This window comes from Bradyrhizobium sp. 190 (genome assembly GCF_023073415.1).
GTDB lineage: Bacteria > Pseudomonadota > Alphaproteobacteria > Rhizobiales > Xanthobacteraceae > Bradyrhizobium.
The window spans coordinates 1-24,001 of the sequence record NZ_JADPJL010000070.1 but is presented as its reverse complement, the minus strand read 5'-3'; the positions used below and the strand labels follow the sequence as shown (position 1 = coordinate 24,001).

Annotated in this window: 19 protein-coding genes, 1 tRNA gene and 1 pseudogene; 9 read left to right on the top strand and 12 right to left on the bottom strand. The window is 61.9% G+C overall.

Annotated features, from left to right (window positions below):
- Positions 1-48: 48 nt before the first annotated feature.
- From IVB22_RS37210 to IVB22_RS37200, 3 genes are all read right to left on the bottom strand, one after another.
- Positions 49-849 (bottom strand): glutamine amidotransferase, encoded by an 801-nt coding sequence (locus tag IVB22_RS37210; protein WP_247522118.1) that lies wholly within the window; start codon positions 847-849, stop codon positions 49-51.
- 165 nt (positions 850-1,014) lie between these two features.
- Positions 1,015-1,794 carry an SDR family oxidoreductase gene (locus IVB22_RS37205; RefSeq protein WP_247522117.1) on the bottom strand — a complete coding sequence of 260 codons (780 nt, stop codon included), beginning with the start codon at positions 1,792-1,794 and terminating at the stop codon, positions 1,015-1,017.
- Positions 1,795-2,023: 229 nt separating this feature from the next.
- Positions 2,024-2,530: a TerB family tellurite resistance protein gene (locus IVB22_RS37200; protein WP_247522116.1), complete on the bottom strand. Its 507-nt coding sequence runs from the start codon at positions 2,528-2,530 to the stop codon at positions 2,024-2,026.
- 375 nt (positions 2,531-2,905) lie between these two features.
- Between IVB22_RS37200 and IVB22_RS37195 the strand changes: the two genes are divergently transcribed.
- A complete protein-coding gene (locus tag IVB22_RS37195) occupies positions 2,906-3,382 on the top strand; it encodes a hypothetical protein (protein WP_247522115.1) in 477 nt (158 codons plus the stop codon).
- Between the two features lie 3 nt (positions 3,383-3,385).
- Here IVB22_RS37195 and IVB22_RS37190 read toward each other — a convergent pair whose 3' ends face one another.
- The 3 genes from IVB22_RS37190 to IVB22_RS37180 all read right to left on the bottom strand — a co-directional run bounded on the left by IVB22_RS37190 (position 3,386) and on the right by IVB22_RS37180 (position 7,814).
- A complete protein-coding gene (locus tag IVB22_RS37190; RefSeq protein WP_247522114.1) occupies positions 3,386-4,795 on the bottom strand; it encodes an adenylate/guanylate cyclase domain-containing protein in 1,410 nt (469 codons plus the stop codon).
- A 105-nt stretch (positions 4,796-4,900) separates the two neighbouring features.
- A complete protein-coding gene (locus IVB22_RS37185) occupies positions 4,901-6,286 on the bottom strand; it encodes a cytochrome P450 (RefSeq protein WP_247522113.1) in 1,386 nt (461 codons plus the stop codon).
- Between the two features lie 142 nt (positions 6,287-6,428).
- Positions 6,429-7,814, bottom strand: a complete 1,386-nt coding sequence (locus IVB22_RS37180; RefSeq protein ID WP_247522149.1) for a hydrolase — start codon at positions 7,812-7,814, stop codon at positions 6,429-6,431.
- 149 nt (positions 7,815-7,963) lie between these two features.
- On the opposite strand from IVB22_RS37180, the gene IVB22_RS37175 reads away from it, so the two are divergent.
- The 6 genes from IVB22_RS37175 (at position 7,964) to IVB22_RS37150 (ending at position 14,752) form a co-directional block, all read left to right on the top strand.
- On the top strand, positions 7,964-9,640 hold the full coding sequence (locus IVB22_RS37175; RefSeq protein ID WP_247522112.1) for an MFS transporter: 1,677 nt from the start codon (positions 7,964-7,966) through the stop codon (positions 9,638-9,640).
- Between the two features lie 333 nt (positions 9,641-9,973).
- The gene (locus IVB22_RS37170) at positions 9,974-11,095 is read left to right on the top strand and encodes a TRAP transporter substrate-binding protein (protein WP_247522111.1); all 1,122 of its coding nucleotides are present in this window, start codon (positions 9,974-9,976) and stop codon (positions 11,093-11,095) included.
- A 121-nt stretch (positions 11,096-11,216) separates the two neighbouring features.
- Positions 11,217-11,819, top strand: coding sequence for a TRAP transporter small permease subunit (locus IVB22_RS37165; protein ID WP_247522110.1), 603 nt, complete (start codon positions 11,217-11,219; stop codon positions 11,817-11,819).
- Entirely contained in the window at positions 11,816-13,165 is a 1,350-nt protein-coding gene (locus IVB22_RS37160) for a TRAP transporter large permease subunit (protein ID WP_247522109.1), read from the top strand. Before IVB22_RS37165 ends, IVB22_RS37160 begins: the two co-directional genes overlap by 4 nt.
- Positions 13,166-13,196: 31 nt before the next feature.
- Positions 13,197-14,582 carry an amidase gene (locus IVB22_RS37155; RefSeq protein ID WP_247522108.1) on the top strand — a complete coding sequence of 462 codons (1,386 nt, stop codon included), beginning with the start codon at positions 13,197-13,199 and terminating at the stop codon, positions 14,580-14,582.
- Positions 14,579-14,752, top strand: a complete 174-nt coding sequence (locus IVB22_RS37150; RefSeq protein WP_247522107.1) for a hypothetical protein — start codon at positions 14,579-14,581, stop codon at positions 14,750-14,752. The genes IVB22_RS37155 and IVB22_RS37150 overlap by 4 nt, the downstream gene beginning before the upstream one ends.
- A gap of 21 nt (positions 14,753-14,773) precedes the next feature.
- Here the strand turns inward: IVB22_RS37150 and IVB22_RS37145 are convergent, their stop codons facing one another.
- Both IVB22_RS37145 and IVB22_RS37140 read right to left on the bottom strand, forming a co-directional pair.
- Positions 14,774-14,989, bottom strand: coding sequence for a hypothetical protein (locus IVB22_RS37145; protein ID WP_247522106.1), 216 nt, complete (start codon positions 14,987-14,989; stop codon positions 14,774-14,776).
- 268 nt (positions 14,990-15,257) lie between these two features.
- Positions 15,258-15,539 carry a hypothetical protein gene (locus IVB22_RS37140; protein ID WP_247522105.1) on the bottom strand — a complete coding sequence of 94 codons (282 nt, stop codon included), beginning with the start codon at positions 15,537-15,539 and terminating at the stop codon, positions 15,258-15,260.
- A 209-nt stretch (positions 15,540-15,748) separates the two neighbouring features.
- Here IVB22_RS37140 and IVB22_RS37135 point away from each other — a divergent pair, with 209 nt between their 5' ends.
- Positions 15,749-16,783: a polysaccharide deacetylase family protein gene (locus tag IVB22_RS37135; RefSeq protein ID WP_247522104.1), complete on the top strand. Its 1,035-nt coding sequence runs from the start codon at positions 15,749-15,751 to the stop codon at positions 16,781-16,783.
- A 95-nt stretch (positions 16,784-16,878) separates the two neighbouring features.
- On the opposite strand, the gene IVB22_RS37130 is transcribed toward IVB22_RS37135, so the two are convergent.
- Positions 16,879-17,298, bottom strand: a complete 420-nt coding sequence (locus IVB22_RS37130) for a hypothetical protein (RefSeq protein WP_247522103.1) — start codon at positions 17,296-17,298, stop codon at positions 16,879-16,881.
- 1,108 nt (positions 17,299-18,406) lie between these two features.
- Here IVB22_RS37130 and IVB22_RS37120 point away from each other — a divergent pair.
- Positions 18,407-19,987 (top strand): patatin-like phospholipase family protein, encoded by a 1,581-nt coding sequence (locus tag IVB22_RS37120; RefSeq protein WP_247522101.1) that lies wholly within the window; start codon positions 18,407-18,409, stop codon positions 19,985-19,987.
- Between the two features lie 6 nt (positions 19,988-19,993).
- Here the strand turns inward: IVB22_RS37120 and IVB22_RS37115 are convergent, their stop codons facing one another.
- From IVB22_RS37115 to IVB22_RS37105, 3 genes and pseudogenes are all read right to left on the bottom strand, one after another.
- Positions 19,994-23,344: an adenylate/guanylate cyclase domain-containing protein gene (locus IVB22_RS37115; RefSeq protein ID WP_247522100.1), complete on the bottom strand. Its 3,351-nt coding sequence runs from the start codon at positions 23,342-23,344 to the stop codon at positions 19,994-19,996.
- A 235-nt stretch (positions 23,345-23,579) separates the two neighbouring features.
- Positions 23,580-23,655, bottom strand: a tRNA-Thr gene (locus tag IVB22_RS37110).
- 83 nt (positions 23,656-23,738) lie between these two features.
- Positions 23,739-24,001, bottom strand: a pseudogene (locus IVB22_RS37105) (hypothetical protein); the annotation flags it as partial.

Genomic DNA, 24,001 nt, shown 5'->3' with positions numbered 1-24,001 from the left:
GGAATTTTGAAAGATGCTCGCAGGCACGGATAAAATTCCGCGTGGCGGCTATTCGGCGGCATCCAGCATGATCGCGCGCGGCGCTCGCCCGATCCAGCCTGCAATGAAATTCTTCAACCACGCCCGCTCGATCACGTCGTGCGCCGCGCGGCCTTCGAAATGAAGGTGACGCGGCTGCGCACCCGGCGAATCCATGCGGACGCACCCGCGCGTGGTCCAGCGGTGCATCATGGCGTAGGTCACATCAGGATGAAACTGGAAGCCGAACGCATGATCGTGCTGATACGCCTGCACCGGAAAGTCGTCGCCTTCGGCGAGCAGTTTTGCGCCGCGAGGCAGTTGAAATCCTTCGCCGTGCCAGTGGTAGACGCGCTCCGGCCAGTCCGGGCATAGCGCATGTCCGGCCTCCGTTGGGCGGATCGGATAGTAGCCGACCTCGACCCGGCCTTCATGATGCGGCGCGACCTGCGCGCCTAATTGTTTGGCAAGCATCTGCGCGCCGAGGCAGATGCCGAGAAACGGCCGCTGCTCACGCAGGGGAACTTCGATCCAATCGATTTCGCGGCGGACATAGTCGTCGGAGTCGTTGGCGCTCATCGGGCCGCCGAATATGACCGCGCCGGCATGCCGGTCCAGTGTTTCCGGCAGGGGATCGCCGAACCGCGGACGCCTGATGTCGAGGGGGTGGCCGAGCGCCCGCAGCGCATTGCCGACGCGGCCCGGCGTCGAGGTTTCCTGATGGAGAACGATCAGGACCGGTGGCAGCGGCGTGGGGTCAGTCGCCCCCACCGTGCGTCGGCCCGGAAAGGGCAGCACGTTTTCGTGATTATTGTTCGACCGGAACGACATCAGCGTTGCTCAGGTACCTCACACCGAAACCATACCTAGGTGACTCTTAATTTCGCGTGAGTTCACGCACACATCCAAAAATGTAAGCAAACCGCGGGCCAGATGCGGTCAGCGCGTCCGACCGCGGTGCGAACAGGCTTTGGCCCCGCAAAAACCCGGGATTTTTTAGCGCTGGCGGAGCTGGAAGCGGCCAACCGCTCCGAGGATAAAGGAGCGCGGAAACAGCCGGAGCAGGAACGGCACGATCTTGATGCCCAAACCAGGCAACACTGCCCGCTTATTCGCCATCAATCCGCTGTAGGCCTGCCGCGCGACATCGGCCGGCGAAACGTTGAGGATCGCTGAATCAAAACCGGGTCTAAATCCGGCGCGCGCCTGAAATTCCGACGGCACGGGACCGGGACACAACACCGTCACGCGCACGCCATGTGGTGCCAGTTCTGCGCGCATGGCTTCGGTGAACGACAGCACATAGGCCTTGGACGCGTAATAGACCGCCATTCCCGGGCCCGGCAGAAAGCCCGCGATCGAGCCGACATTGAGAAGGCCGCCGCGATTGCGGATCAGGTGATCGGAAAACCGCAGTGACAGATCGGTCAGCGCGCGGATGTTGACAGCGATTATCTCCAGCTGATTGGAGCGATCGCGCTGGATCGCTCTGCCGAACACGCCGAATCCGGCATTGTTGACGATGTATTCGACCTCTACGCCGGAGGCGGTCAAGGCCTCGGCAATCCTGTCGCCGCAGTCGGGTTGCGCAAGGTCACAGGGAATGACGATCGGCGCCGCGCCGCCCGCCGTCTTGATTTCGCTGGCCAGCGCTTCCAGGCGATCGGCGCGCCGCGCCACCAGCGCCACGCGATGACCCTTCGATGCAAAAACGCGCGCCAGCTCGGTGCCTATGCCCGCCGATGCACCGGTAATCAGCGTCACACGCTCGGTCACGATTGAATGCTCTTAAAAATCAATTCAAGGTTATGCCGTCAGCACGGGAACGAGAGCATAGGCGCGCGGTGTGGCGCAAGCCATCCCCTGAACATGGCGCCATGCGGACCCGCGTGCGCCACGCGCTGAAGTCTCTATATTTTCAGGCTTATCGCGCGTTATCGTAGCCGATTGCACAGCACATTAAAATTTCGTCATCTGCAATGATGCGCGGCTGCGCAGCTCATTGTCACATCGCCGCGTCTTCGGCTTTCGGCGTGCCCACGGAAGAGGCCTGTTGCCGCTGCTCCGCCACCTTGTGCTTGAGATCGATCCGGTCGCGCGATGAAATACCGAGCAGATCAGCCGCGCGCCAGACGACATTATCCTCGAACTCGCTGACCTGGCCGTCGGCGTATACCACTTCCCACATCATCTCGATGATGCGGAGCCGGCCTTCCTCGTTGACCGAACGCATGATGACGCTGGTGAAACGATAGAGATCGACTGCCTCGCCTTCGGCCCGGGTCGCCTGCGCGATCAATTGATCTGCCTTGCCGGGATCTAGCTTGAAGCGGCTCTCGATCAGGCTGTGTAGTTTGCGCTTCTCAGACGCGGTCGGCTCGCCATCGAGCGAGGCGACGTGAACCAGCAGCGCGGTCGCCGCCAGGCGATACCCGGTGTCGTCGAACGCGAGATCCGAATCCGCACTGGGCGCAACGATGTCGGCAATGAATTGGCGCAGTCCGTCGAGCATCAATCTACCTGCAAGAATCGTGGAAGCTGTTCAGCGAATATGGGTCGAAGATTTGGCCTCCGCAATCCATGCGATGCCTGCCTCACGGTGCAGGCAGATTAAATCGACGTCACGTTGACTGAAACATCTGCGAACATCGGGCAGCGCCCGCAACGGTCGTAGCGGTCTGCCGAGCCTTCGCTTCCTGTTGGGTCGGAGCCCGGAGGCGTCGGTTCAACGCGCGAAACCTAGCCTCCTTCGGAGGACGCGGCCGGCCAGAGGCTGGTTGCGCGATTCGCCGCAGGCAGCGAGGTCGATATCCAATTGCAAATCATTCGCATTTGCATTAATGGTGAACCCATTGTTCCAGCAAGCGATTTTTCAAAGGAAACGAACATGACCACCTTCCGCTTCGCACTGGGTGCTGCCGTCGTGTTGGGAGTAGCTTCGGGAGCTGCGCTGGCGGCGGGCGACCTGTCGAGGCAGACGCCGATCGAGGTGACGGTCGATCTCGGCTCGCCCGGCAAACACGAATTCGGGCCGAAGCAACTGAAGTTTGAAACCGGCAAGCTCTACAAGCTGATCCTGCGCAACACGAGCAGCGATCCGCATTACTTCACCTCGCATGCGTTCTCGCAGATGGTGTTCACGCGCAAGGTGCAGGTGACGCAGCAGCAAAACGGCAAGGCCGTGACGCTCGCCGAATTCAAGGGCGCGATCCGCGAGATCGAGGTCTATCCGGGACAATCCGCCGAATGGTGGCTGGTGCCGATCGCGGCGGGCCGTGCCAGCGACCTGCGCTGCGACATCAAGACCAGCGACGGCAAGACCCACGCCGAACTCGGCATGACCGGCGAGATCGTGATCGAGTAGCGATCACGGTATCTCGTACACCACGATCTTGTCGGCGATGCCGCGCAGCGCGGCTTCCTTCTGGATCGGCCTGATCGCCTGCTTCTGAAGGATCGTAGCGACCGCCGGCGATTCGATCACAGGTCCGGTGATGTGGATCTCTTGCGAGGTCGACAGGCTCTGCACACGCGATGCGATGTTGACGGTCTGGCCGAAATAATCCTGCCGCTCGTTGAGCATCACCGCAAGGCACGGGCCTTCGTGGATACCGATCTTGACGATCAGATCCTCCCTGCTGCGCGCGGCATTGAGCTCAGCCATCGCCGCACGCATGCGCAATCCGGCAACGATCGCATGTTCCGGCCGGATGAAGGTCGCCATCACGGCGTCGCCGATCGTCTTCACGACCGCGCCCTTCTCGGACGCGATGATTTCGAGCAGCGCATGGAAATGCGCGCGCACCAGATCGAATGCGGCGAGATCGCCGACCCTTTCATAAAGCGCGGTGGAGCCTTTCAGATCGGTGAACAGGAACGTCAGCGAGGTGATCTTGAGGCGTTGATCGACATTGAGGTTATCCGCCTTGAAGACGTCGCGAAAAGTCTGGTTGGACAGCATCCGCTTGGCGGTCAGGATCGGCTTGCGCTTGCCGAGCAGCTCGTGGAGCGTATCGTTGGCGATCCAGACCGCGGGCAGCACCCGGTGGTCGGTCTGGTTTTCGAGAGATAGCCGCAGCGGCCCGGGACGCATCACGGTCGTGCCGGTCGGCGCGTGCAGCTTGTTGAAGACGATGGAAAACTGCTGGCGCTCGCGGGTCGGCTCGCCCTGGATATCCAGAAAATGCGCCGAATGCGTTACCGGCTCGAACACGATCACGAACTGATTGGGCAACTGCAGCGACAGCACCGCCTTTTCGCCCGCCGGCAGCTCGATGGCCTCGAGCGAAACCTCGTCGACCAGCCGCGTGATCGATTCCTCGCTCAGGTCCATCCCCGAGCTCCAGAACATCTGGCGGTTATATTCCCAGATCGGCAACGTATTGGGATCATGCGCCGCGATACGCCTGACGCGGGGACTGACGGTGAAGGAAACCTCCACGCGGTCGTCGACGGATGCCTCATAGCCCTGAGCGCATAACGCGCAATTGTAGTCGTCGTGCCGAAGCGATTTCAGGGTGTTGTGCGCACCGAGCACGCCACCACAGCCGGGGCACAGGACATTCCAGCTGAGATCGAACAGCCCGAGCCGCGCCGAATGCAGAAAGGCCGAGATGACCTTTTCCTCGTCAAGCCCGTACCTTGCGGCAAAATCCAGCAGGTTGATCCGGTTGAGATCCCGATCCTCGCCCTTTGCGATCAATTGCGAGATGGCGTCGACCACCGCTAGATCAGCGGTCTGCCGCAGAACAGAGAACTGGGCCTGGGTATCGCTCATGGTGATGACCTAGATGACGTTCCCAAGCCCGCTTCGCAAGGTGCTCTTCCTTGTTTGACGCGTTTTCTTCGCGCTAACGGGCAAGCCAGGCTGATCAAAAAAATACTACCGGGGCGTGATGGCAAACATCGGCGAACGGTCGGGCTGCGTCGTTACCACGCCGATCGGCATCACCGGCTCCTTGTCGACCAGGCCGACATGAAACGCGCCGATCATCTTCGCCAGCGCCAGCGTTGCTTCGACCAGCGCGAAATGCGCGCCGATGCAGACGCGCGCGCCGACACCGAACGGCAGATAGGCGAAGCGATCGGGCGGCGTGCCGGTCATGAAACGGGACGGGATGAACGCGTTCGGATCGCGCCAGAGCTTTTCGTGCCGATGCAACAGCCACGGCGCGATCAGGATGATGTCCTTCTTCTTGACCGGCAGACCCGCAATCGTGTCCGGGGCGCCTGCCGCACGCGCGATCAGGAACGCCGGCGGATAGAGCCGCATGGTTTCATCGATCACCGCGCGGGTGAATTTCAGCCGCTCGATATCGAGCGTGCCGTCTACGGTTGCACCCTCCACCTCCGTCGCGACGTCCTGCTGGATCGCAGGATCAAGCGCCAGAAGGTACAGCGCCCAGAACAGCGCCGTGGCCGTCGTCTCGTGGCCGGCGAGAATCATCGTCGCGATCTGATCGCCGAGCTGATCGTCGGTGAAGGCCTCACCGGTTTCCGGATCGCGCGCCTCACCCATCAGGTCGAACAGGTCGCGCGCCGGTGCGCCCTCGTTCTTGCCGGCGGCGCGGCGCTCGGCCATCAGCATGCCGACGAACGCCGTCCAGCGCTTGCGAAAACGGGCGCGGGAGAGATCCTGCGGGCTCGGCCAGCCGAGCGGCAGCAGCAGATCGAGAAAATGCGGATGCGCCAGCCGCTCGCCATACTCCATCACGAAGTCGCGCAACGCGGCGCCGTGCCGATCCATTCCGAACGAGAACATGGTGCGGCCGGCGATTTCCAGCGTCATCCGCTGCATCGCCTCGCGCAGGTCGACGGGCGCGTTGCTGGCCGCCCTGAGCTTGGCGACCGTCTCGTCGGTCGCCGCCAACATGTGCGGAACGAGCGTCGAGACCGCGCGCGGCGTGAAGGCCGGCGCCAGCGTTCGGCGCTGGTGTTTCCACGCGCGTCCTTCGGCAATCAGCAGGCCTTGGCCGAGAATCGGACGCAGCACGCGGATGCCGACCGGCGTCCTTGTATAGTTTTCGTAATTGTCGACCAGCACGTGCTTGATCGCGTCAGGCGTGTTGAGGATGAAAGTGTTGCGCCCGAGGAAGCGGCTCTGGACGATATCTTCCTCATAGGCACGCTGGCCCCAGCTACCGATCGGACTAATGCGGATCGCCTTCATCCGCCCGAACACCGTCATGTCGTCGGGGGCCCGAGGTGGGCTTGGCGGCACCAGCGGCGCGCGCGCGGCCGGCATGTCGTAGGCTTCGGCTATGGTCATGGGTGCCACTTTCGTAGCCCGGATGAGCGCAGCGATATCCGGGATCCTGCCAAAGCCCCGCATATCGCTGCGCTCACGCGGGCTACTGCCAAGACTATGTCTTTCGATCCGGGCGCCATAAGGGCGCATCGATCCAGACTAGCTAGTAAGTCAGTTCGGCAATCGCAATGCGGTTTTCCGAGGCGGGCCAGGCCGGCGCCACGATTCGCTCTGTATTGAAAATGCTTACCACCGGGCGGCCAATCTCCTCCGCCGGAAGCCGCAAGGTCGTGACCGAATCGGTCGGCACGCCGGATTTCACGTCCCTAGGCTCCTTGCCGTCGATCAGCACCACATCCCGCGGCAGGCCGAAATAGCCCCTTGGGCGCGACATCAGGACCACCGCGCCGGCACCGGCATCGGCCGGCCCGAGCGGGCGCGCGGCGCGCAGATGCACGACGTCGGAGGAGCGCGGGAACGGCGAACGATACAGATGCGTCGTGGGAGAGCCGGCCGATGCCAGCACGATCTCGAGATACCAGGCCGGCTCGACCAGCGCCGGGCCCCAGCGGCCGTCGGCGCCGGTTTGCGAAGAATGGATCGGCCCACCGATGCGTTCGCCGGTGTCGGCGGAGACGCGATAGATTTCAACCGTCGCGCCGGATACCGGGCGGTTGGTGACCACGCCGCCCGGCGTGCCCGTCACGAGCCCGCTCAGTTTGACTTCCGCTTCCGGCACGATCGCGATGCGTGACGGCTCCTGGCCCGCAATGAATTTGTAGATCTCGCGAAACGCGCGCGGATGAAACGCGACCTCGCGATGATCGAGCGCACCGAGCACGAGATTGGTCGCGCCCTTCAGCGCAGGCCCATCGGATGTCACGCCGGTCGGCGTGCCCGGCTTGCCGACGAAGCGCCCATCGGGTTGCGCAAATTTATCGATGCCGTCGCTGCGCAAGGTGAGGAACGCCGTGCCCGGCGTCACCTCGCTCTCGCCCTCGTTCAGGCCGCGCAGGAACGGGCCGCGGCCGTTGAACTCGCCGCCGAGTCCCTCGTCCCATTCATAGATGCCGTGGTTGGGAACGCCGCACAGCACCGCGTGACTGATATCGGCCCCGCCGCCATTCTTGATGTAATTGCGGATCGAATTGCCGCCGCGCGAACTGCCGACCAGTGCGATGCGAGACACACCGGTGCGGCGCTGCAATTCCTTGACGGCCTCGCCGAGCTCGCGGCGCTGGTCTTCGGTCGAGGAGCGATTCGGTTGTTCGACCCTGTCGTCGGTGCGCGCCAGGGGATCGGTGAAATTGATCGCCAGCATCCGCTCGCGTGGCACGCCGTTCGATTCCATGCGCCACAATGTGGTGATCCAGAGCGCTGCGTGATCGCCATTGCCATGCACGAACAGGACCGGCGGAATGTCGGCCGCGACGGATGGCGTTGACGCGGTCTGCGCCATTGCGGAGGAGCTGAGATTGCTGGCAAGATTGCCGGCTAGCAAAGGTAGCACGCCGGTACCCCAGAGCATCGCGCGCCGCGTCAGGCCCATTTTAGTTCCTATCGTCATTATCATTACCTTAGCTGTGCTCTAGCCATTCTCAGAGCGACCTAACTACTGGACAGAGCAAGGTTTTCGCAGGCATCTGTGAGGGCCCGCAGGAATCGTCGCCCCTCATAGCAGCCCAACCGGAACGGGATATGACCGAACCGCCGAAGCGTTCCGATAGTATCTTCGCACCGCTGCGGCATGCCGTGTTCCGGCGTATCTGGCTCGCCAGCCTCGTCTCAAATCTCGGGATATTGATCCAGGGCGTCGGTGCGGCCTGGGCGATGACGCAGATGACCTCTTCCGCCGACAAGGTCGCGCTGGTGCAGACCGCGCTGATGCTGCCGATCATGCTGATCGCGATGCCGGCCGGCGCCATCGCCGACATGCACGACCGGCGGATCGTCGCCCTGGTCTCGCTCGGCATCGCGCTTGTCGGCGCGACCACGCTGACGGTGCTGGCGTGGCTCGGCCTCGTGACGCCGAATATCCTGCTGGCGCTGTGCTTCGTGGTCGGCAGCGGCATGGCGCTGTTCGGGCCGGCCTGGCAGGCCTCGGTCAGCGAGCAGGTGCCGGCGGAAACGCTGCCGGCGGCGGTCGCGCTCAACGGTATCAGCTACAACATCGCGCGCAGCTTCGGCCCGGCGATCGGCGGCATTGTGGTCGCCACATCAGGCGCGGTGGCGGCGTTCGCCGTCAATGCGGTGCTGTATCTGCCACTAATGGTGGTGCTGTTTCTCTGGAACCGCAGCCACGAACCGTCGCGCCTGCCGCGCGAACGTCTCAACCGCGCTATCGTCTCGGGTGTGCGTTACATCGCAAACTCGCCGTCGATCCGAATCGTCCTGATCAGGACATTGGTCACCGGCGTGATCGGCGGCTCGGTTTCGGCGCTGATGCCGCTGGTCGCCCGCGACCTCCTGCATGGCGGCGCACAAACCTACGGCATCATGCTCGGGGCTTTCGGCATGGGCGCAGTGTTCGGCGCGCTGAATATCGGCGAGGTGCGCCGCCGCATGAGCGGCGAGGCCGCGGTGCGCGCCTGCACGATATCGCTGGCCGGCGCGATCGCCGCGGTCGCCCTGAGCACCAGCCCCATCCTGACGGCGATTGCCCTGGTGATCGCGGGAGCGGTGTGGATGCTGGCGGTCGCCTTGTTCAACATCGGCGTGCAGCTCTCGGCGCCGCGCTGGGTCGCCGGCCGCTCGCTGGCGGCATTCCAGGCCGCAATTGCCGGCGGCATTGCGATCGGAAGCTGGGGCTGGGGTCATCTCACCGATATGTACGGCGTCGAGGTGGCGCTATTGGTCTCCGCCGGATTGATGTTGCTTTCCCCGCTGCTCGGAATCTGGTTGCGCATGCCGCCGGTCGGCGCGCGCTATGAGCCGCCCGCCGAAGCGCTGGCCGATCCTGAAGTGAAACTGTCGCTCACCGGGCGCAGCGGGCCGCTGGTGGTCGAGATCGAGTATCGCGTCGCGCAGGACAGTGCGCGCGCCTTCCACATGATGCAGGAAGTGCAGCTCAGCCGGCAGCGCAACGGCGCCTATGGCTGGTCGATCGCGCGCGACATCGCCGACCCCGAATTGTGGACCGAGCGCTACCACTGTCCGACCTGGCTGGACTATCTGCGCCAGCGCAATCGCCCGACCCAGTCCGAGCGTGCCCTGCACCAGCGCGCGATCGACTTTCATCTCGGGCCCGAACCGATTCGCGTCCGCCGCATGCTGGAGCGGCCGTTCGGCTCGGTCCGCTGGAAGGAAGATACCCCCGACCGCGCCGCAAACGAGGTCTTGCCGGTGGTCGCGACGGCGGCAGGCAGCAGCACCTGACCTGATCCGTTAAACGCATGACGCGGCGCGGCTATTAGGCGCAGAATGTCGCGGGAATAAGCCAGCCAATCTGATTCAGACCGCTTGCCGAATTCGCGCGACCAATTTTCCTGCGACTAAAGTGCAAGACTTCGGTGCTCTTTCGCTCCGCCGAGCGGATACGGTAGGGTCTGTTTCGCGCCTGCGAAACAACACGCTGCCTTACCGCATGCGCGATTCACCATGAGCGAACGCACTTCCCGCTTGCCAAAGCGCCGCGCAAGCCTTTGACTTGGCATCAAGACAAAACAAGCCCGCGCCAACAGCGGACGATCTTTCAACCGGGAGGAACTCATGAGCAAGCGTAGCGATACAAAAACGACGCGCCGCCGCTTTCTGACGGCCGCGGCCGCCGGCGGTGCGGTAATTGCGATGCCGCAGGTCAGCCGGGCGCAGACAGCGACCCTCAAGATGCAGGGCTCGTGGGGCAAGGCCGACGTCTTCAACGAAATGGCCGAAGACTATGTGAAGCGCGTCAACGAAATGGCCGGCGGCCGGCTGCGCATCGACTATCTGGTCGGCGGCTCGGTCGTGCATCCGTTCCAGGTGTTCGACGGCGTGCATGGCGGTCAGATCGACGCAGCGCACACGGTGCCGGTCTACTGGTACGGCAAGCACAAGGCCGCGTCGCTGTTCGGCACAGGACCCGTGTTTGGCTTCAACGCCAATGAAGGTCTCGGCTGGATCTATAATGGCGGCGGCAAGGAGCTCTTCGAAGAACTCCAGACCCAGATCATGAAGGTCAACATCAAGAGCTTCTTCGCCATGCCGATGCCAACCCAGCCGCTCGGCTGGTTCAAGAAGCCCATCACCAGCGATGCAGACCTGAAGGGGCTCAAGTACCGCACGGTGGGTCTGGCCGCCGACCTGTTCCAGGCGATGGGCGCCTCTGTCGCTCAGCTTCCGGGCGGCGAAATCGTTCCGGCCATGGAGCGCGGCGTGATCGATGGCTTCGAGTTCAACAATCCGACCTCGGACCGGCGCTTCGGCGCGCAGGACGTCGCCAAGAACTACATGATGGGCAGCCACCATCAGGCGACGGAATACTTCGAGATCATGTTCAACAAGACCAAGTTCAACGCGCTGCCCGCCGAGCACAAGGCCATTCTGCAATATGCAGCCGAGGCCGTGTCCTCCGCCAACGAATGGAAGGCGATGGACTATTACTCCAAGGACCTGCAGGAACTGATCAGCAAGGACAAGGTCAACGTTCAGCGGACGCCGAAATCGGTGTTCGATGCACAGATCAAGGCATGGGACGGCATCATCGCCCAGCTTGGTTCGGATCCGTTCATGAAGAAGGTGATGGACTCGCAGAAGGCATGGGTGCGCCGCGTGGTTTACTACAACACGTACAACGACACGGACTACCGCGGCGCCTTCGAGCATCACTTCCCGGGCGTGATCAAGCTCTGACGGCTTTCGCTACGCATCGCTGACGATGTATGAATGTTGGGCGGCGCAATTAATGCGCCGCCCAACGACAAGAAATGGTGGGGGACATCCGCATGTGCGACTCGCGGCGAGTTCAGTTCGCATGAAAAAATTTCTTTTCTTCATTGATGAGCTCAGCACCTGGGTCGGTAAGGCGTTCGCCTGGCTGATTCTCGTCCTGACGCTGGGTGTCAGCTACGAGGTGTTCGTGCGCTACGTGCTGCGTGCACCGACCACATGGGCTTTCGACATCAGCTACATCACCTACGGGGCGATGTTCCTGATGGCCGGCGCCTATACGCTCTCGCGCAACGGCCATGTGCGCGCCGACGTGGTCTACCGACTCTGGTCGCCGCGCACCCAGGCGACGATGGACCTCGTTCTCTACATCTTGTTCTTCCTGCCGGCGATCGCGGCGTTGATGTATTCGGGCTGGAACTATGCCGATATGTCGGTGCGCTTCCGCGAAGTCAGCATCTTCAGTCCGGCCGGCGTGCCGGTGTTTCCGCTGAAGGCGCTGATCCCGGCCACCGGTGTCCTTCTGTTTCTGCAAGGGGTGGCCGAAATCATCCGCTGCGTGCTGTGCATCCGCACCGGCCGATGGCCGCAACGCCTGCACGACGTGGAGGAGACCGAGAGCCTCGTCATCCGCGAACATCAGCAGGCGGCGGCTGCGCAGCAGGGCGAGAAGGGAGCAGGCGCATGACCGATCCACAACTCGGCATGCTGATGCTGGGCCTGTTCATCTTCATCATCATGCTCGGCTTCCCGATCGCCTTCACGCTGATGGCGATGGGCGTCTCGTTCGGCTACTATGCCTACTACACGGCCGGCCAGGATTTCTTCGAGAATCGTATCTTCACGCTTCTGGTGCAGAAGACGTTCGAGGTCACGTCCAGCGACGTGCTGGTCGCGGTTCCGCTGTTCCTGTTCATGGGCTATCTGGTCGAGCGCGCAAACATTCTCGACCGTCTGTTCTACTCGCTGCAACTGTCGATGAAGAACGTGCCGGGCGCGCTGGCGGTAGCGACGCTGATCACCTGCGCGATGTTCGCGACCGCCACCGGCATTGTCGGCGCGGTTGTCACGCTGATGGGCCTGCTGGCTTTGCCGGCGATGCTGCGAGCCGGCTACGACGTCAAGTTGTCGGCCGGCGTGGTCTGCGCCGGCGGTTGCCTCGGCATCCTGATTCCGCCGAGCATTCTCCTGATCGTCTATGCGGCGACCGCCGGCGTTTCGGCGGTCAAGCTTTATGCGGCCGCTTTCTTTCCGGGATTCCTGCTGGCCGGGCTCTATGTCCTCTATGCGATCACGCGCGCCATCATCAATCCCGCGCTGGCGCCGAAGCTGCCGCCCGAGCAGACCAACGTACCGCCCAGCACGGTAGTCTGGGCGCTCGCAACATCGTTCCTGCCGCTGGCGCTGCTGATCGTTTCGGTGCTCGGCGCGATCCTGTTTGGCCTGGCGACGCCGTCCGAGGCGGCCGCGGTAGGCGCCCTCATGAGCATCGTTCTGGCGGCTGCCTATCGTTCGCTCAACTTCACGATGATGCGCGAATCGGTGTATCTGACCGTGCGCGCCACCGCGATGGTCTGTTACCTGTTCATCGGGTCGTGGACGTTCTCCGCGGTGTTTGCCGTCCTTGGCGGACAGACGGTGGTCGAGCAGTTCTTCACCTCGATGAACCTGTCGCCGATCGCGTTCCTGCTGTTGACCCAGGTGATCATCTTCCTGCTCGGCTGGCCGCTGGAATGGACGGAGATCATCATCATCTTCGTGCCGATCTTCCTGCCGCTGCTTCCCCAGTACGGCATTGATCCGATCTTCTTCGGCATCCTGGTTGCACTGAACACGCAGACGGCGTTCAACACGCCGCCGGTCGCGATGGCTGCGTTCTATCTGAAGGGCGTGGCGCCGCCGGAAGTGAAGCTCACCGACATCTTCTCCGGCGCGCTTCCCTTCGTTGGCCTGGTCTTCTTCACCATGGCACTGGTCTATATCTTCCCGGGAATAGCGTTGTGGTTGCCCGGCTACCTCTATGGATCGCGGTGAGCAGCTTGGGTAAGACGCCGAAGGGGTGCGCATGAGCCTCAATGCGCTCAGCCTCACGGAAGCTGCGGCCGGCATCCGCGACGGCCGGCTCAGTTCGGTGGAGCTCGTCGGCGGCTGCCTCAAGCGCATCGATGAGGTCGATCGCAATATCGACGCGTGGGCGTTTCTCGACCGTGACCACGCGATGCTGCAGGCCGAGGTTGCCGACGATCGTCGCAAGCAGGGCAAGGCCATAGGCCCGCTGCATGGCGTGCCCGTCGGCATCAAGGACATCTTCGACACCGGCGACATGCCGACGGAATTCGGATCGAAACTGTGGGCCGGACGCACGCCGCGCCGCGATGCAGCGGCTGTGGCGCGGCTGCGGGCGGCAGGCGCCGTGATCCTCGGCAAGACGGTGACCACCGAATACGCCTACTTCAATCCGGGCAAGACCCGGAATCCGCACAACCCGGATCACACGCCGGGCGGATCGTCATCGGGCTCGGCCGCGGCCGTGGCGGCGCTGATGGTGCCGGGCGCGATCGGCTCGCAGACCAACGGCTCGGTGATCCGCCCCGCCGCCTTTTGCGGCGTGGTCGGCTTCAAGCCGACGCACGGCCTGATTCCGCGGAGCGGCGCGCTGCTCTTGTCGCGGGCGCTAGATCATGTCGGCGTCTTTGCGCGCTCGGTCGACGATGCGGCACTGCTTGCCGAGATACTCGCCGGCTTCGACGAAGGGGATCCGGATACGCAGCCCCTCGCCCGTCCGCCCTTTGTCGAGGTGGCGGCAAGCGAGCCGCCATTGCCGCCGCGCTTCGCCTTCGTCCGTTCGCCGGCCTGGACGCATGCCGAGAAGGTGACCACGGAGGCATTTGCCGAACTGGTGGAAACGCTGGGCGAGCAAATTTCCGAGGTCGAGATCGGGCAAAGTTTCGACCGTGCCATCGACATGCACCGCACCGTCATGGAAGTAGAAATGGCGCACAACCTGCATCGCGATTTCGAGCAGGGCGGCGATTCCCTGAGCGAGGTGCTGCGCGCATTGATCGAGCGCGGGCGCAAGGCTCTCGCCGTCGACTACACGCGGGCGCTGGCCGGCAGTGCGACGCTCAACGCGGCGCTCGACGGTGTGTTCGACGAATACGACGCGATTTTGACTCCGGCAGCGCCCGGCCCGGCGCCGCGTGGCCTCGACAGCACCGGAAACCCGGCGTTCTGCTCGATATGGACTTATCTCGGCACGCCGGCCGTGACGCTGCCGCTGCTGCATTCGGAAAGCGGCCTGCCCATCGGCGTGCAACTGGTCGGACGCCGCGGCAACGATGCGCGGCTGTTGCGGACGGCCAACTGGCTTGTCAAAACACTCGGAGAACGCGGCGGCGCCGCGCCTGCGAAGACCAGCGCGCGTCGCGCTAAAACAAGGAGCGGCAGATGACGAATTTCATCACCGGACTAGTCGGCGTTGCCGGCGTCTGCGCGTTTCTCGGCATCATGCTCTGGTGGATCAAGGCAGTCCCGCTGATCATCATCTGCGTGCTGGTGATGGCGCTGCTGATCTACGATTTCTACCAATCGCTGCGCGCCAACGGCAACGGGGCGGGATAGGTCGCGGCTGCCCGGCGCGTTCTACTGCCCGTGGCTCGCCAGCTTCCGCTGGCAGGCCTTGCTGATCTTGGCGCGGTTCTGCTTCAGGCAGGCCAGAATGATCTGATCGCCATCCTGCATCTGCGCCCGGCAATACCGCGAGACGTCGCGCGCGCACTCGTCATGCCCCTCTTTCTTTTGTGCCGACGCGCTTGAGGCCATCAGGATCAGGGGAACGACGAAAAGAATCTTGGTCATTTGCTATGCCTTTACACGAGAACGCAATCCGCGCGTTCTATATCGTTTTCCAGCGAAAGCCAGCCGGACCCCCTCCGGGTGGACACCGGCTCGCGTCAAGAGAACGTGTCAGAACGAGAATCCGGGCACCGAAATTCGGCCGGCAACGCATTTGTGAACGGACGAAATCGCGCAACCGTTCGTTTTGTGCCCCCTGAAACGGAAAAAACGCCTGCGTCGCATCGACGCAAGCGTTTCCGAGCCGTCAGAGACCGCGAAGACCGCGCCGTTATTGCGCCGCGAACTTGCCGGATTTCTGGGCGGCGAGTTCGCGGTCCATCACGCCGCGGCAGCCCGAGCTCAGATCGGCGCGATGCTTCACCATGCAGGCCGTGATTTTCGGAATGTTCGGGATTTCCGAGCTGCAGAGGCGGAACGCATCGCCCGTGCACTGCTGCTGCGCTTCCGAACTGAAAGCAAAGCTCGCGGTCGACGAGACGGCGGCGAAAGAGGTGGTCAAGGCCAGCACTAAACTGGCCTTGCGAACGGTATTGAAGAATACTGCGGTCATTTTCGGCTCCTGTTGGCCCGGCAAAGCGGACCCGTTGTTGATGGAAGGAGCATGCGCCTGGACCGCGGGCGCGACTGTGACTGACGTCACTCAGATATAAACCCCTCATTCTCCTCGCCTAACCGGCGCGTGTTCGCGAGACGTTAAGATTTTGTTGGCATTAATGCCCCGTTGCGTGTGTGTACCCCGAGTATGTGGAAAGAGTAGCGATGCGTAATGCGTTGGGCCTGATGCTGGCCAGTGTAGTCACGGCGCTGGTGATCACCGGCGTTTGGTTCTGGACCTCCTCGCCGCGCGCCGACGCGGCCCCGCCTCAAACCGTCGCCGCCCGCAAGGCCGAGCCGTTACCGGCGCCCGCCGCAGCCAAGCTCGCGCTGAAGGACGACGTCGAGATCACGGCTTCTCTCTCGAAGCCCGCCCCTGCCCCCGCGCCGGTTCTGGCGCCGCAGCCGGTGCGATCGGCCTGCGCCAATCTCGATGCACTCGGCGTCAGCCGCACCGTTGTGATCGACACCACGGGCGGTCCCGGTTTTGGCTTCCTGCAATACAAGCAGTTCGACTTCCTGGCCGAGAAGGAGGTCGTGCTGACGTTCGACGACGGTCCGTGGCCGACCACGCCGGCGGTGCTCAAGGCGCTTTCGGATGAATGCACGAAAGCCCTGTTCTTCCCGGTCGGCAAGCACACCACCTATCATCCGGAGATTCTCAAGCAGGTCGCGGCCGCCGGCCACACGATCGGTTCGCACACCTGGTCGCACGCCCATCTCGACAGCAAGAAGCTGACCGAAGCGCAGGTCAAGGAAGAGATCGAGAAGGGCTTTAGCGCCGTGAAGATGGCGCTCGGGACTGCGCCCGCGCCGTTCTTCCGCTTCCCGGGCCTCGCGCACACGCAGGCAGCTCTCGGCTATCTCGCCTCGCGCAACATCTCGATGTTTTCAGTTGATGTCGATTCCAACGACTTCAAATCGTCGGGTCCCGACCAGGTCATCCAGAACGTCATGACCAGGCTCGACAAGCAGGGCAAGGGCGTCATCCTGATGCATGATCTGCAGAAGAGCACGGCGCAGGCCTTGCCGACGCTGCTGCGCCGCCTCAAGACCGGCGGCTACAAGGTCGTTCAGATGAAGGCCAAGGAGCAGCTCGAAACGCTGCCGGAATACGACGCGATGCTGGTGAAGGATCAGAAGATGCCGGCGGTTGCCAGTCGCCCGATCAGCAGCGTGGTGCAGACGGTTTCGCAATAAGTTTGGCGGGAAGCCGTTCACCGGCTCCAGCCTTACGCAATGAAAAGCGCGCCCTTCGGATTTGAACCCGAGAGGCGCGTTTTGCTTTGGCAATGTTACCAATAGATGCCGTGCCGGTGCAGTGCGCCGATGATGCGCGCGATCCGGTAGCGCACGCCGTGCGGCCTCGCGCTCCTCGACATGTACGCCGTTCTCCGGGCCACAGGCCTTGCGGGTCCGGCGCTCATGCGCCCGGCAGCGGGCCGATACGCCTTGGCCGCCCTGGGCCTCGCCGTCTCGGTCCTGGTCGTCTCGGGCTTGCTCGTCTCAGCCTTGGGCTCGACGACCGCGGGCCGCTCGACATATTTCGGGGCTTCCGCAGCCGGCGGCGCTTCAGCAGTTTTCGATGCATCCCTAGCCCTGGCCGGCGCCGGAGCGGTGTTCGTCTCGACGCCTCCGAGCGAAAGGCTTCGATCGCCAGCTTGAGCTGCGGCGGATACCAAAACGAACCCTGCGATGAAAATGAATTTACGCATATTTGTGTCTCCCCTTGAGGTTGACGGGGAGACTATGCCTGACGGGCCGAGATTTATGTGAGACAGGTCACGCCGACGCGTGCGATGGACGGCGAACGTGGACGTGTTCGGTCTGGAAAGCTGGTGCCGCAACTTGAGGCGCCTCAATGGGCCGCCTCTGCAGGTCATGTCGAGCACTTGCTGTTTCTGGCAGCTACCTCCGGCATAGGCCCTAATTGCGTAGTGAGGTTGACCAAAGCGAGGATCATTCTGAGCGGCGTAAGCGTTGCCCCAGGGTGTGCTTTATCCTCCCCAGTAGGTGGGCGCAGTCGCCGCGGCGACTGCGCCATACCCGTATCCGTATCCGTATGCGGCCCGCCGGTTCTGTCGCCGCGCGACACCCGCAACGCTCACGGGGGTCAGCGGGCGACCGACCCGCGCCTGTGCGCTCTCGACTGATAACGAGACGCCGTGTTGCTCAGACCCGCCGACGGAGAGCAGCGTCGCAAAAGCAAAGGCCGAAATTGCCGCTTTGATTTTGATCAGTTTTCTCTGCGTCACGAGTTTCTCCACCAACTGACCGCCCATTCGGCGATGCCAGCTCGCCGTCAATCCAATGCGCTATCTTCGTGTCGTTGATCGGAGGCGGTCCCCGGATGGAAACAGTTTGCGCTCGACGGAAACAGTCGGCGTGCTGGTAGAGAGAGGCCATATCGGAGGCGCGCGGATCCGTTCTCAGAGAGAACTCCGTCATATTGCGCAAGCATCAAAGCTGAAAGCCGTACGAAGCGCTATTGGCCTAACGTGCCGTAATAGGTCACCGCCGCTGTCCTGGTGGCACGGTTGCTCGCGTGGCATCAATAGCGGAAGCCACAACGGCATGACGCTACTCTTGCGTGACCAATTCTTGAAAACGGAAGCACGCTAATGTGAGCAGCAGGTCCGACGCAAATCAAAGCCGTCCACCGCGCTATCGCATGTCTGGTGTTTCGGAACGCTGAACTGGATCTGCGTGGCTCGCGCCTGCGGACGCTTTCCAATGGTTGCAAAAAGGACTAGCCTCTCCCTCTTCGTGCAATTCAATAATCAGATCGGAGCACAGCACACAGCAAATTTAAGGGAGGGAACAATGGTGAAGAGAGCGATTGCGCTTGGCGGTGGTGGTCCCGCAGCCGGCCTGCACATCGGGGTTCTGGAAGCTATTGCCGCTGCCGATATAGAGCCGAAGATAACGTTTGATGTATGGGCATTGTCCTGCATCGGCGCGTGGGTTGGCATTGTTTACAATCAATTCGGCGATGAAGTTGAAAACAAAGACAGGGCCGAACTGACCTATCAATTCTTCAAGAACGACGTATTTCGAGACGACGAAAGCTATGAGCGCTTTCCGATCAATACGGTATTCGGACCCGATTGGCGCGCCAATATAAAAGCTTTGAACAAGTTCGTAACTGATTCCGATAATTACAAAGATTTTGTATGGGACCCGTACAGAATGGTGGATTCGTTTCAGGAATCCATATCGCTTCTGTTCAATCGGATAAGGGACGGCGAAAAATTGGACGACGGAGACATCAATGGATGGATTTTCAATCACGGGATGGCGCCGAACCCCTTGGTTCGTTATCTAACGTCCATGATGTACTTGTCCAATGTCACCGGCCTTTCAAGGATCAACTATCCGAACAGCGAATTTATGAAACGCATCAGATTCGAAAACCTGTTCGACATAGAGAAGAGAGAAATGGAACAGAAGGAAGAAGAGGAAAAGAAGGAAGTAAAGGGAGAGAAGGAAGAAAAGGAAGCAAAGGGAGAGAAGGAAGAAGAGAAAAAGAAGCCATTCATTTTTCACAATGCGTGGAATCTTGATAAGCAGGAGCTCGCGCTGTTTTCAAATCGCCCCATGCGCGGTGAATTTTATCAAGGCCCCATCAATGCATCAACTTTGTGCGCGTGTTCGGCGCTTCCCTTCATCGAGGAAACTGTAAAGATCGATGGAGATACATACTGCGAAGGGGCTTTGGTCGACACGGTCAACTTCTGGAGCTTGATCGAGGAGCACCATAAGCCAGATGATAAATTAGACGAAATATGGGTGGTCCGGATTGTCGATTCGACGCAAGTTCGCAAACCGGACAACCTTCATGATGCCTTGGCAAATCTCTGCCAGCTGTTTGCAGCAACCGTCGGCGAGGATGACGTCAAGTTGTTCAAATATCACGTCCAGCATGACAAACTCGAACCTGGGAAAGAGCCATGGGGAGGCACGGTAGTCGAGATTCACGTACCGTCGGGCATTAATTTCAAATGGAACCACAGCAATCTGGATATGGGGCGGAAGCTGGGAAGAGAGGCGGCGGTGAAAGCAATCGCCGCGTATGAAGCCAGGGATAAAAAGCGTTTCGCCAAAGACGAAAGAGTTCGGTTCATCAACGAGAGGAAAGACGACAAAAGGGGGCGGGATATCGATAGGGATCGGCTGGCAAGAGCTCTTGCCACGGCGACGGGCACACCCGATCTGGATCGTTGGTTGAAAAAAATGAAATCGCAGGTTGATCTCAAGTCTGGAAGAGAAGTCGTGCCGGACGGGGCTGGCAAATATCCGAAAGACTCCATTCCTTATCCCGACTTCGCACTACGGAACCCCGAGGTGAAGGCGAACTACGACCGACTTGGTCGGCTAGACCCCGGTTTAGAGCGGCTGTTTTAGGTCAGGTCATATCAACCGGTCGAGCAAGGCCTTTGCCTGCTTCAGATCTTGCGTGTCAAAACCCTCGGTGAACGAGGCGTAGACCGGCGCGAGGAAATTGAGCGCTTCCTCGCGTCTGCCCTGATCGATCCACAGCGCGGCACGGTCTGTTGCGGCTCGAAGTTCGAGCGTCTTGGCGTGTTGGCTTCTTGCCGTGGTCAATGCCAGGTCGAGCAGTACCTGCACTTCGGCTTCGACGTCCGGTCCGCCGCGGACGACCAGCACCCGTGCCTTGAGCCGATACAATTCGGCCTCCAAAATTCGTTCGCTGTTGCGGCTGGTTGTAGCGAGGCCGTGCTCAATCAATTCCAGCGCGGCCTCGTAGTCGTGACCCGTCAACAATGGCGGACACAAAAGCACGTCGAGCGCGGTGATGGCCAGCTGATAACCTGCGCTACGATATTCGTCTAACGCGGCACGGATCTCCCCGAGTGCGCTGGGTGAAGGATCGAGCGACGCCACGCATATGCCCCGAATGGCGCGCGCCAGCCGCCATTGCCGGAATCCATGCTCCTCCGACAGGGCAATACAACGTTCGGCATGGCCTTGCGCAGTCAGGAACTCGCCGCGAAGGGCGTGAAGAATGCATGCATAGTAACAAGCATACGCCTGCGAGTGCGGATGACCGATGGCGTCGGCGCGCTGAATGGCAGCGTCCATTCGCATAATTGCCGTATCGGCGTGGCCAAGCAGCCAGAGAGTCCACGACATCAGCGCCAGGTCGGCCACGCCGGCATCCTGGCCGGCCGCACGCGCCGCCAGCCTGTCCTCCTCGCTGCTCGCCTCGAACGCTTCGACGGCCCGTTCGATTGCTTCATGGGCACCGGTGAGACGTCCCATGAAAAGGCGGATCATCCCCTGCCCGCGCATCGCGTTGAGCAACGCCGGTCGATCGGCGCGCGCTTCGGCGAGTTGAAGCAGGACCGCGATGGTTTCCTCGGCCAGCAGCAACTCACCGCGCATGACGCTCGCGGTGGTCAACCAGAACATCACCTGGTGTTGCTCGGGAGGGTCTCCAAGGCGCTCGCACAGCTCACGCGCGCGGGCAAAGGTTGCCATCGCCTTGTTCGAGGCTGGTCCTTGCGTAGCGATCAGGCAGGGCCCGAGAGCGAATTGGAAGTCAAGTTCCAACCTGTCCTTTCGCGCACTGTCGGGCAGATGGCTGGAGGCCTCGGTACCTCGTTGCAAATGCGCGATGGCCTCAAGGTTGGCCGAGCGCATGGCAGCCTTCTTGCCGGCGTGCAGCCAATATGCCTCCGCCTTCTGGAACAACCCTGCCTCCGTCAGATGGTGCGCGAGAGTTTCGGGCTGAGCCTCTACAATTTCCGGGAACCGCTGCTCGAAGGCGTCCGCGATCGTGGCATGCAGCGCTGCGCGCCGGCTCTTCAGGAGTCCCGAGTAGGCTGCGTCCCGCACAAGCGCGTGCTTGAAGGTATAGACCGCCTGGGGTATCTCGCCCCGGCAGAATATCAACTCCGACCGAACCAACTGGGCAAGCGCCTCCTCAAGTCTCTCTTTCGGCAACCCGGCTACGGTGCTCAGCAGCTCGTAGGAGAACTCGCGGCCCACCACGGCGCCGATCTGAGCCACTTCCCTCACCGGAGCCATTCGATCGAGCCTCGCCATCAGCGATGCGTGCAATGTCGTCGGTATCGCCATCGAAGGCAGAGGACGGTTGAGGACGTAGTGATCGTCCTGTTCTTGTAGCAGCCCGGTTTCGAGCACCGTCTTGGTCAGTTCCTCCACGAACAGGGGCACGCCATCGGTGCGCGCGAGGATCTGGTCCATTACCTCTTCCGGGAGTGTCTTGCCGGCGGTGACGCGCTCGATTAACGCCGCCCCATTACGTCGGTTCAGCCGCGTGAGCGAGATCGTCGTCACATGCGCATGACCTGGCCAAGGCGGCGTGAACTCTGGCCTCGCGGTGATAAGCAGTAGCACCCGAAGCCGCGGTACCTGTTCCAGGGTCATCGTAAGCAGCTCCAGCGACGTCGGATCCGCCCAATGGACATCCTCAACAATGGCGAACACAGGCTGTCGCGCCGCCAAGTGATTGAACTGAGTCAAAAACGCCGCCAATGTCATCTCCTTGCGCTTCTGCGGACTCAGCTCTGGCATGCGGTAGCGGTCACTGGGTGGTAGCGACAGGAGGTTGGCCAGAGGCAGCAATATGCGGTCGGCATCAGCCCGCACGAGCAGAGCCTCAAGCTTGGCGAACTTCTCTACGGGCGGGTCGCTCCGCTCGAACCGGGCAGCGCGTTCGAGCTGGCGAATGAATGGATACAGCGCACTGTTGGTGTGGTGCGCCGAGCAGAACTGGCGCACCGTGATGTGCGGTTCGGCCTGGAGTCGCTCGTCAAGCGCTAGCGCAATGTGCGACTTGCCGATACCGGGCTCTCCGGTGAGCATCACCGCGCACCCTTCGCCGCGTCTGGCGTGCTGCCAGCGACGCAACAGCATGTCGATTTCCTCGTCACGTCCAATTGGCGGCGCCAATCGGGTTTTGTGCTGTGCCTCAAAACGGCTTTCCACTTCGGTCGTTGCCAGGACCTGCCAGGCTGGTATTGGCTCCGCCCATCCTTTAAGCGCGACAGGACCGAGATTGCGGAATTCGAAATGCCCATCAGTGAGCCGGTGCGTACTCTCGGAAATCAAAACGGTACCGGGATTGGCAAAGGTCTGCAGGCGCGAAGCCAAGTTCGGCGTCTCGCCAATAACCGTCTGCTCTTGAGCCGAGCCTTCGCCGGTCAAATCGCCCACGACAACCAGGCCGGTAGCGATGCCAACGCGAACCTGTAGCTCGGTGGCGGGATCTGTCCGGAGGCTTGCGACGGCATCGACCAGCGCCAGCCCGGCGCGGGTCGCCTGTTCGGCATCATCCTCGTGCGCCTGGGGATAGCCGAAAAAGGCGAGCACGCCGTCACCCATGTATCGCGCGATAACGCCCTCATTCTGGGCAACAACCTCTGCAATGCAGCGGTGATAGGTGCCCATTACGGCCCGTAAGTCCTCCAGATCAAGGCGGGCCGAAAGTGCCGACGAGCCGACCAAATCGCAAAACATGACTGTAAGCTGACGCCGCCCGGCGTTGTCCCCCGACGCCGGCCTGGTGCCTGCTTGAGGTGTTCGCGGAACCTCTCCCTGAAGTTCTACGATCGCACGCAGCATCTTGCGGCGATGTCCGAGCAGGACGCCCAGGTCCTTTAGATCCTGCTCAGTGAGATCTCGGACAACCGAAAGGTCGATGGCGTTTTCGCGGAATCGCTCGGCGTACTCGCCCAAACCGATCGACGCTAGCCACTCTGCGATACCTGTCATGGCACACCTGTGGGCTGATGCGATGAGCATAGCACGTTGGAGGCATGCGGCGTGATCCAAAGAAGCCCGCTACATCCGGCCCGCTTCGCAACCCTCTTGCCGGCTCGACAGCGCAGATTCCACGATCGCTCAGCGCCACGTTGGACGTGATTGGAGGAAACCGGCCAATAAAAAGCTGGATGCCCAAAGTTGAAGGTAACTTTGAACCGGCTCTGATTTTCTGGAGATAGAAAGCTGGTGCCGCAAACAGGACTCGAACCTGTGACCCCGTCATTACGAATGACGTGCTCTACCAACTGAGCTATTGCGGCGGACCAAACACGGCGTTCGGGCGTGACCCGGAAACGCCCGCACCTGATATCGGGGACAGCCCCGATTGGCAAGAAAAACGGGCCTAGTTGCCGCCCCAGCGTGACAAAAATCCCCGCCAGCCGCCGGCCTGCGCCTTGGGCGTGCCGATTTGTTCCGCAAATTCGTCCGCTGGCCCGTCCTCGTCGATCCCGGGATCGTCAGGCGCCCGGACGAGAGGAATCACGGCCGGAATCGGGGTCGGAATGGCCCTCGGAATATCCTGCCGCGAGCGGAACAGGGGAGCCGGCCGGCTTGGTGCTGGTTCGGCCGGCTTGGGCGGGGGTGGCGCTGGGGCGGCGACTGGCT

Bases quoted from the DNA above. Each gene is read 5' to 3' on its own strand.
- IVB22_RS37200 (WP_247522116.1), bottom strand. From the start codon at position 2,530: ATGCTCGACGGACTGCGCCAATTCATTGCCGACATCGTTGCGCCCAGT.
- IVB22_RS37140 (WP_247522105.1), bottom strand. From the start codon at position 15,539: ATGACCGCAGTATTCTTCAATACCGTTCGCAAGGCCAGTTTAGTGCTG.
- IVB22_RS37120 (WP_247522101.1), top strand. From the start codon at position 18,407: ATGGTGAAGAGAGCGATTGCGCTTGGCGGTGGTGGTCCCGCAGCCGGC.
- IVB22_RS37190 (WP_247522114.1), bottom strand. From the start codon at position 4,795: ATGAGCGATACCCAGGCCCAGTTCTCTGTTCTGCGGCAGACCGCTGAT.
- IVB22_RS37135 (WP_247522104.1), top strand. From the start codon at position 15,749: ATGCGTAATGCGTTGGGCCTGATGCTGGCCAGTGTAGTCACGGCGCTG.
- IVB22_RS37155 (WP_247522108.1), top strand. From the start codon at position 13,197: ATGAGCCTCAATGCGCTCAGCCTCACGGAAGCTGCGGCCGGCATCCGC.
- IVB22_RS37145 (WP_247522106.1), bottom strand. From the start codon at position 14,989: ATGACCAAGATTCTTTTCGTCGTTCCCCTGATCCTGATGGCCTCAAGC.
- IVB22_RS37130 (WP_247522103.1), bottom strand. From the start codon at position 17,298: ATGCGTAAATTCATTTTCATCGCAGGGTTCGTTTTGGTATCCGCCGCA.
- IVB22_RS37160 (WP_247522109.1), top strand. From the start codon at position 11,816: ATGACCGATCCACAACTCGGCATGCTGATGCTGGGCCTGTTCATCTTC.
- IVB22_RS37150 (WP_247522107.1), top strand. From the start codon at position 14,579: ATGACGAATTTCATCACCGGACTAGTCGGCGTTGCCGGCGTCTGCGCG.
- IVB22_RS37165 (WP_247522110.1), top strand. From the start codon at position 11,217: ATGAAAAAATTTCTTTTCTTCATTGATGAGCTCAGCACCTGGGTCGGT.
- IVB22_RS37195 (WP_247522115.1), top strand. From the start codon at position 2,906: ATGACCACCTTCCGCTTCGCACTGGGTGCTGCCGTCGTGTTGGGAGTA.
- IVB22_RS37175 (WP_247522112.1), top strand. From the start codon at position 7,964: ATGACCGAACCGCCGAAGCGTTCCGATAGTATCTTCGCACCGCTGCGG.
- IVB22_RS37180 (WP_247522149.1), bottom strand. From the start codon at position 7,814: ATGGGCCTGACGCGGCGCGCGATGCTCTGGGGTACCGGCGTGCTACCT.
- IVB22_RS37185 (WP_247522113.1), bottom strand. From the start codon at position 6,286: ATGACCATAGCCGAAGCCTACGACATGCCGGCCGCGCGCGCGCCGCTG.
- IVB22_RS37170 (WP_247522111.1), top strand. From the start codon at position 9,974: ATGAGCAAGCGTAGCGATACAAAAACGACGCGCCGCCGCTTTCTGACG.
- IVB22_RS37115 (WP_247522100.1), bottom strand. From the start codon at position 23,344: ATGACAGGTATCGCAGAGTGGCTAGCGTCGATCGGTTTGGGCGAGTAC.
- IVB22_RS37210 (WP_247522118.1), bottom strand. From the start codon at position 849: ATGTCGTTCCGGTCGAACAATAATCACGAAAACGTGCTGCCCTTTCCG.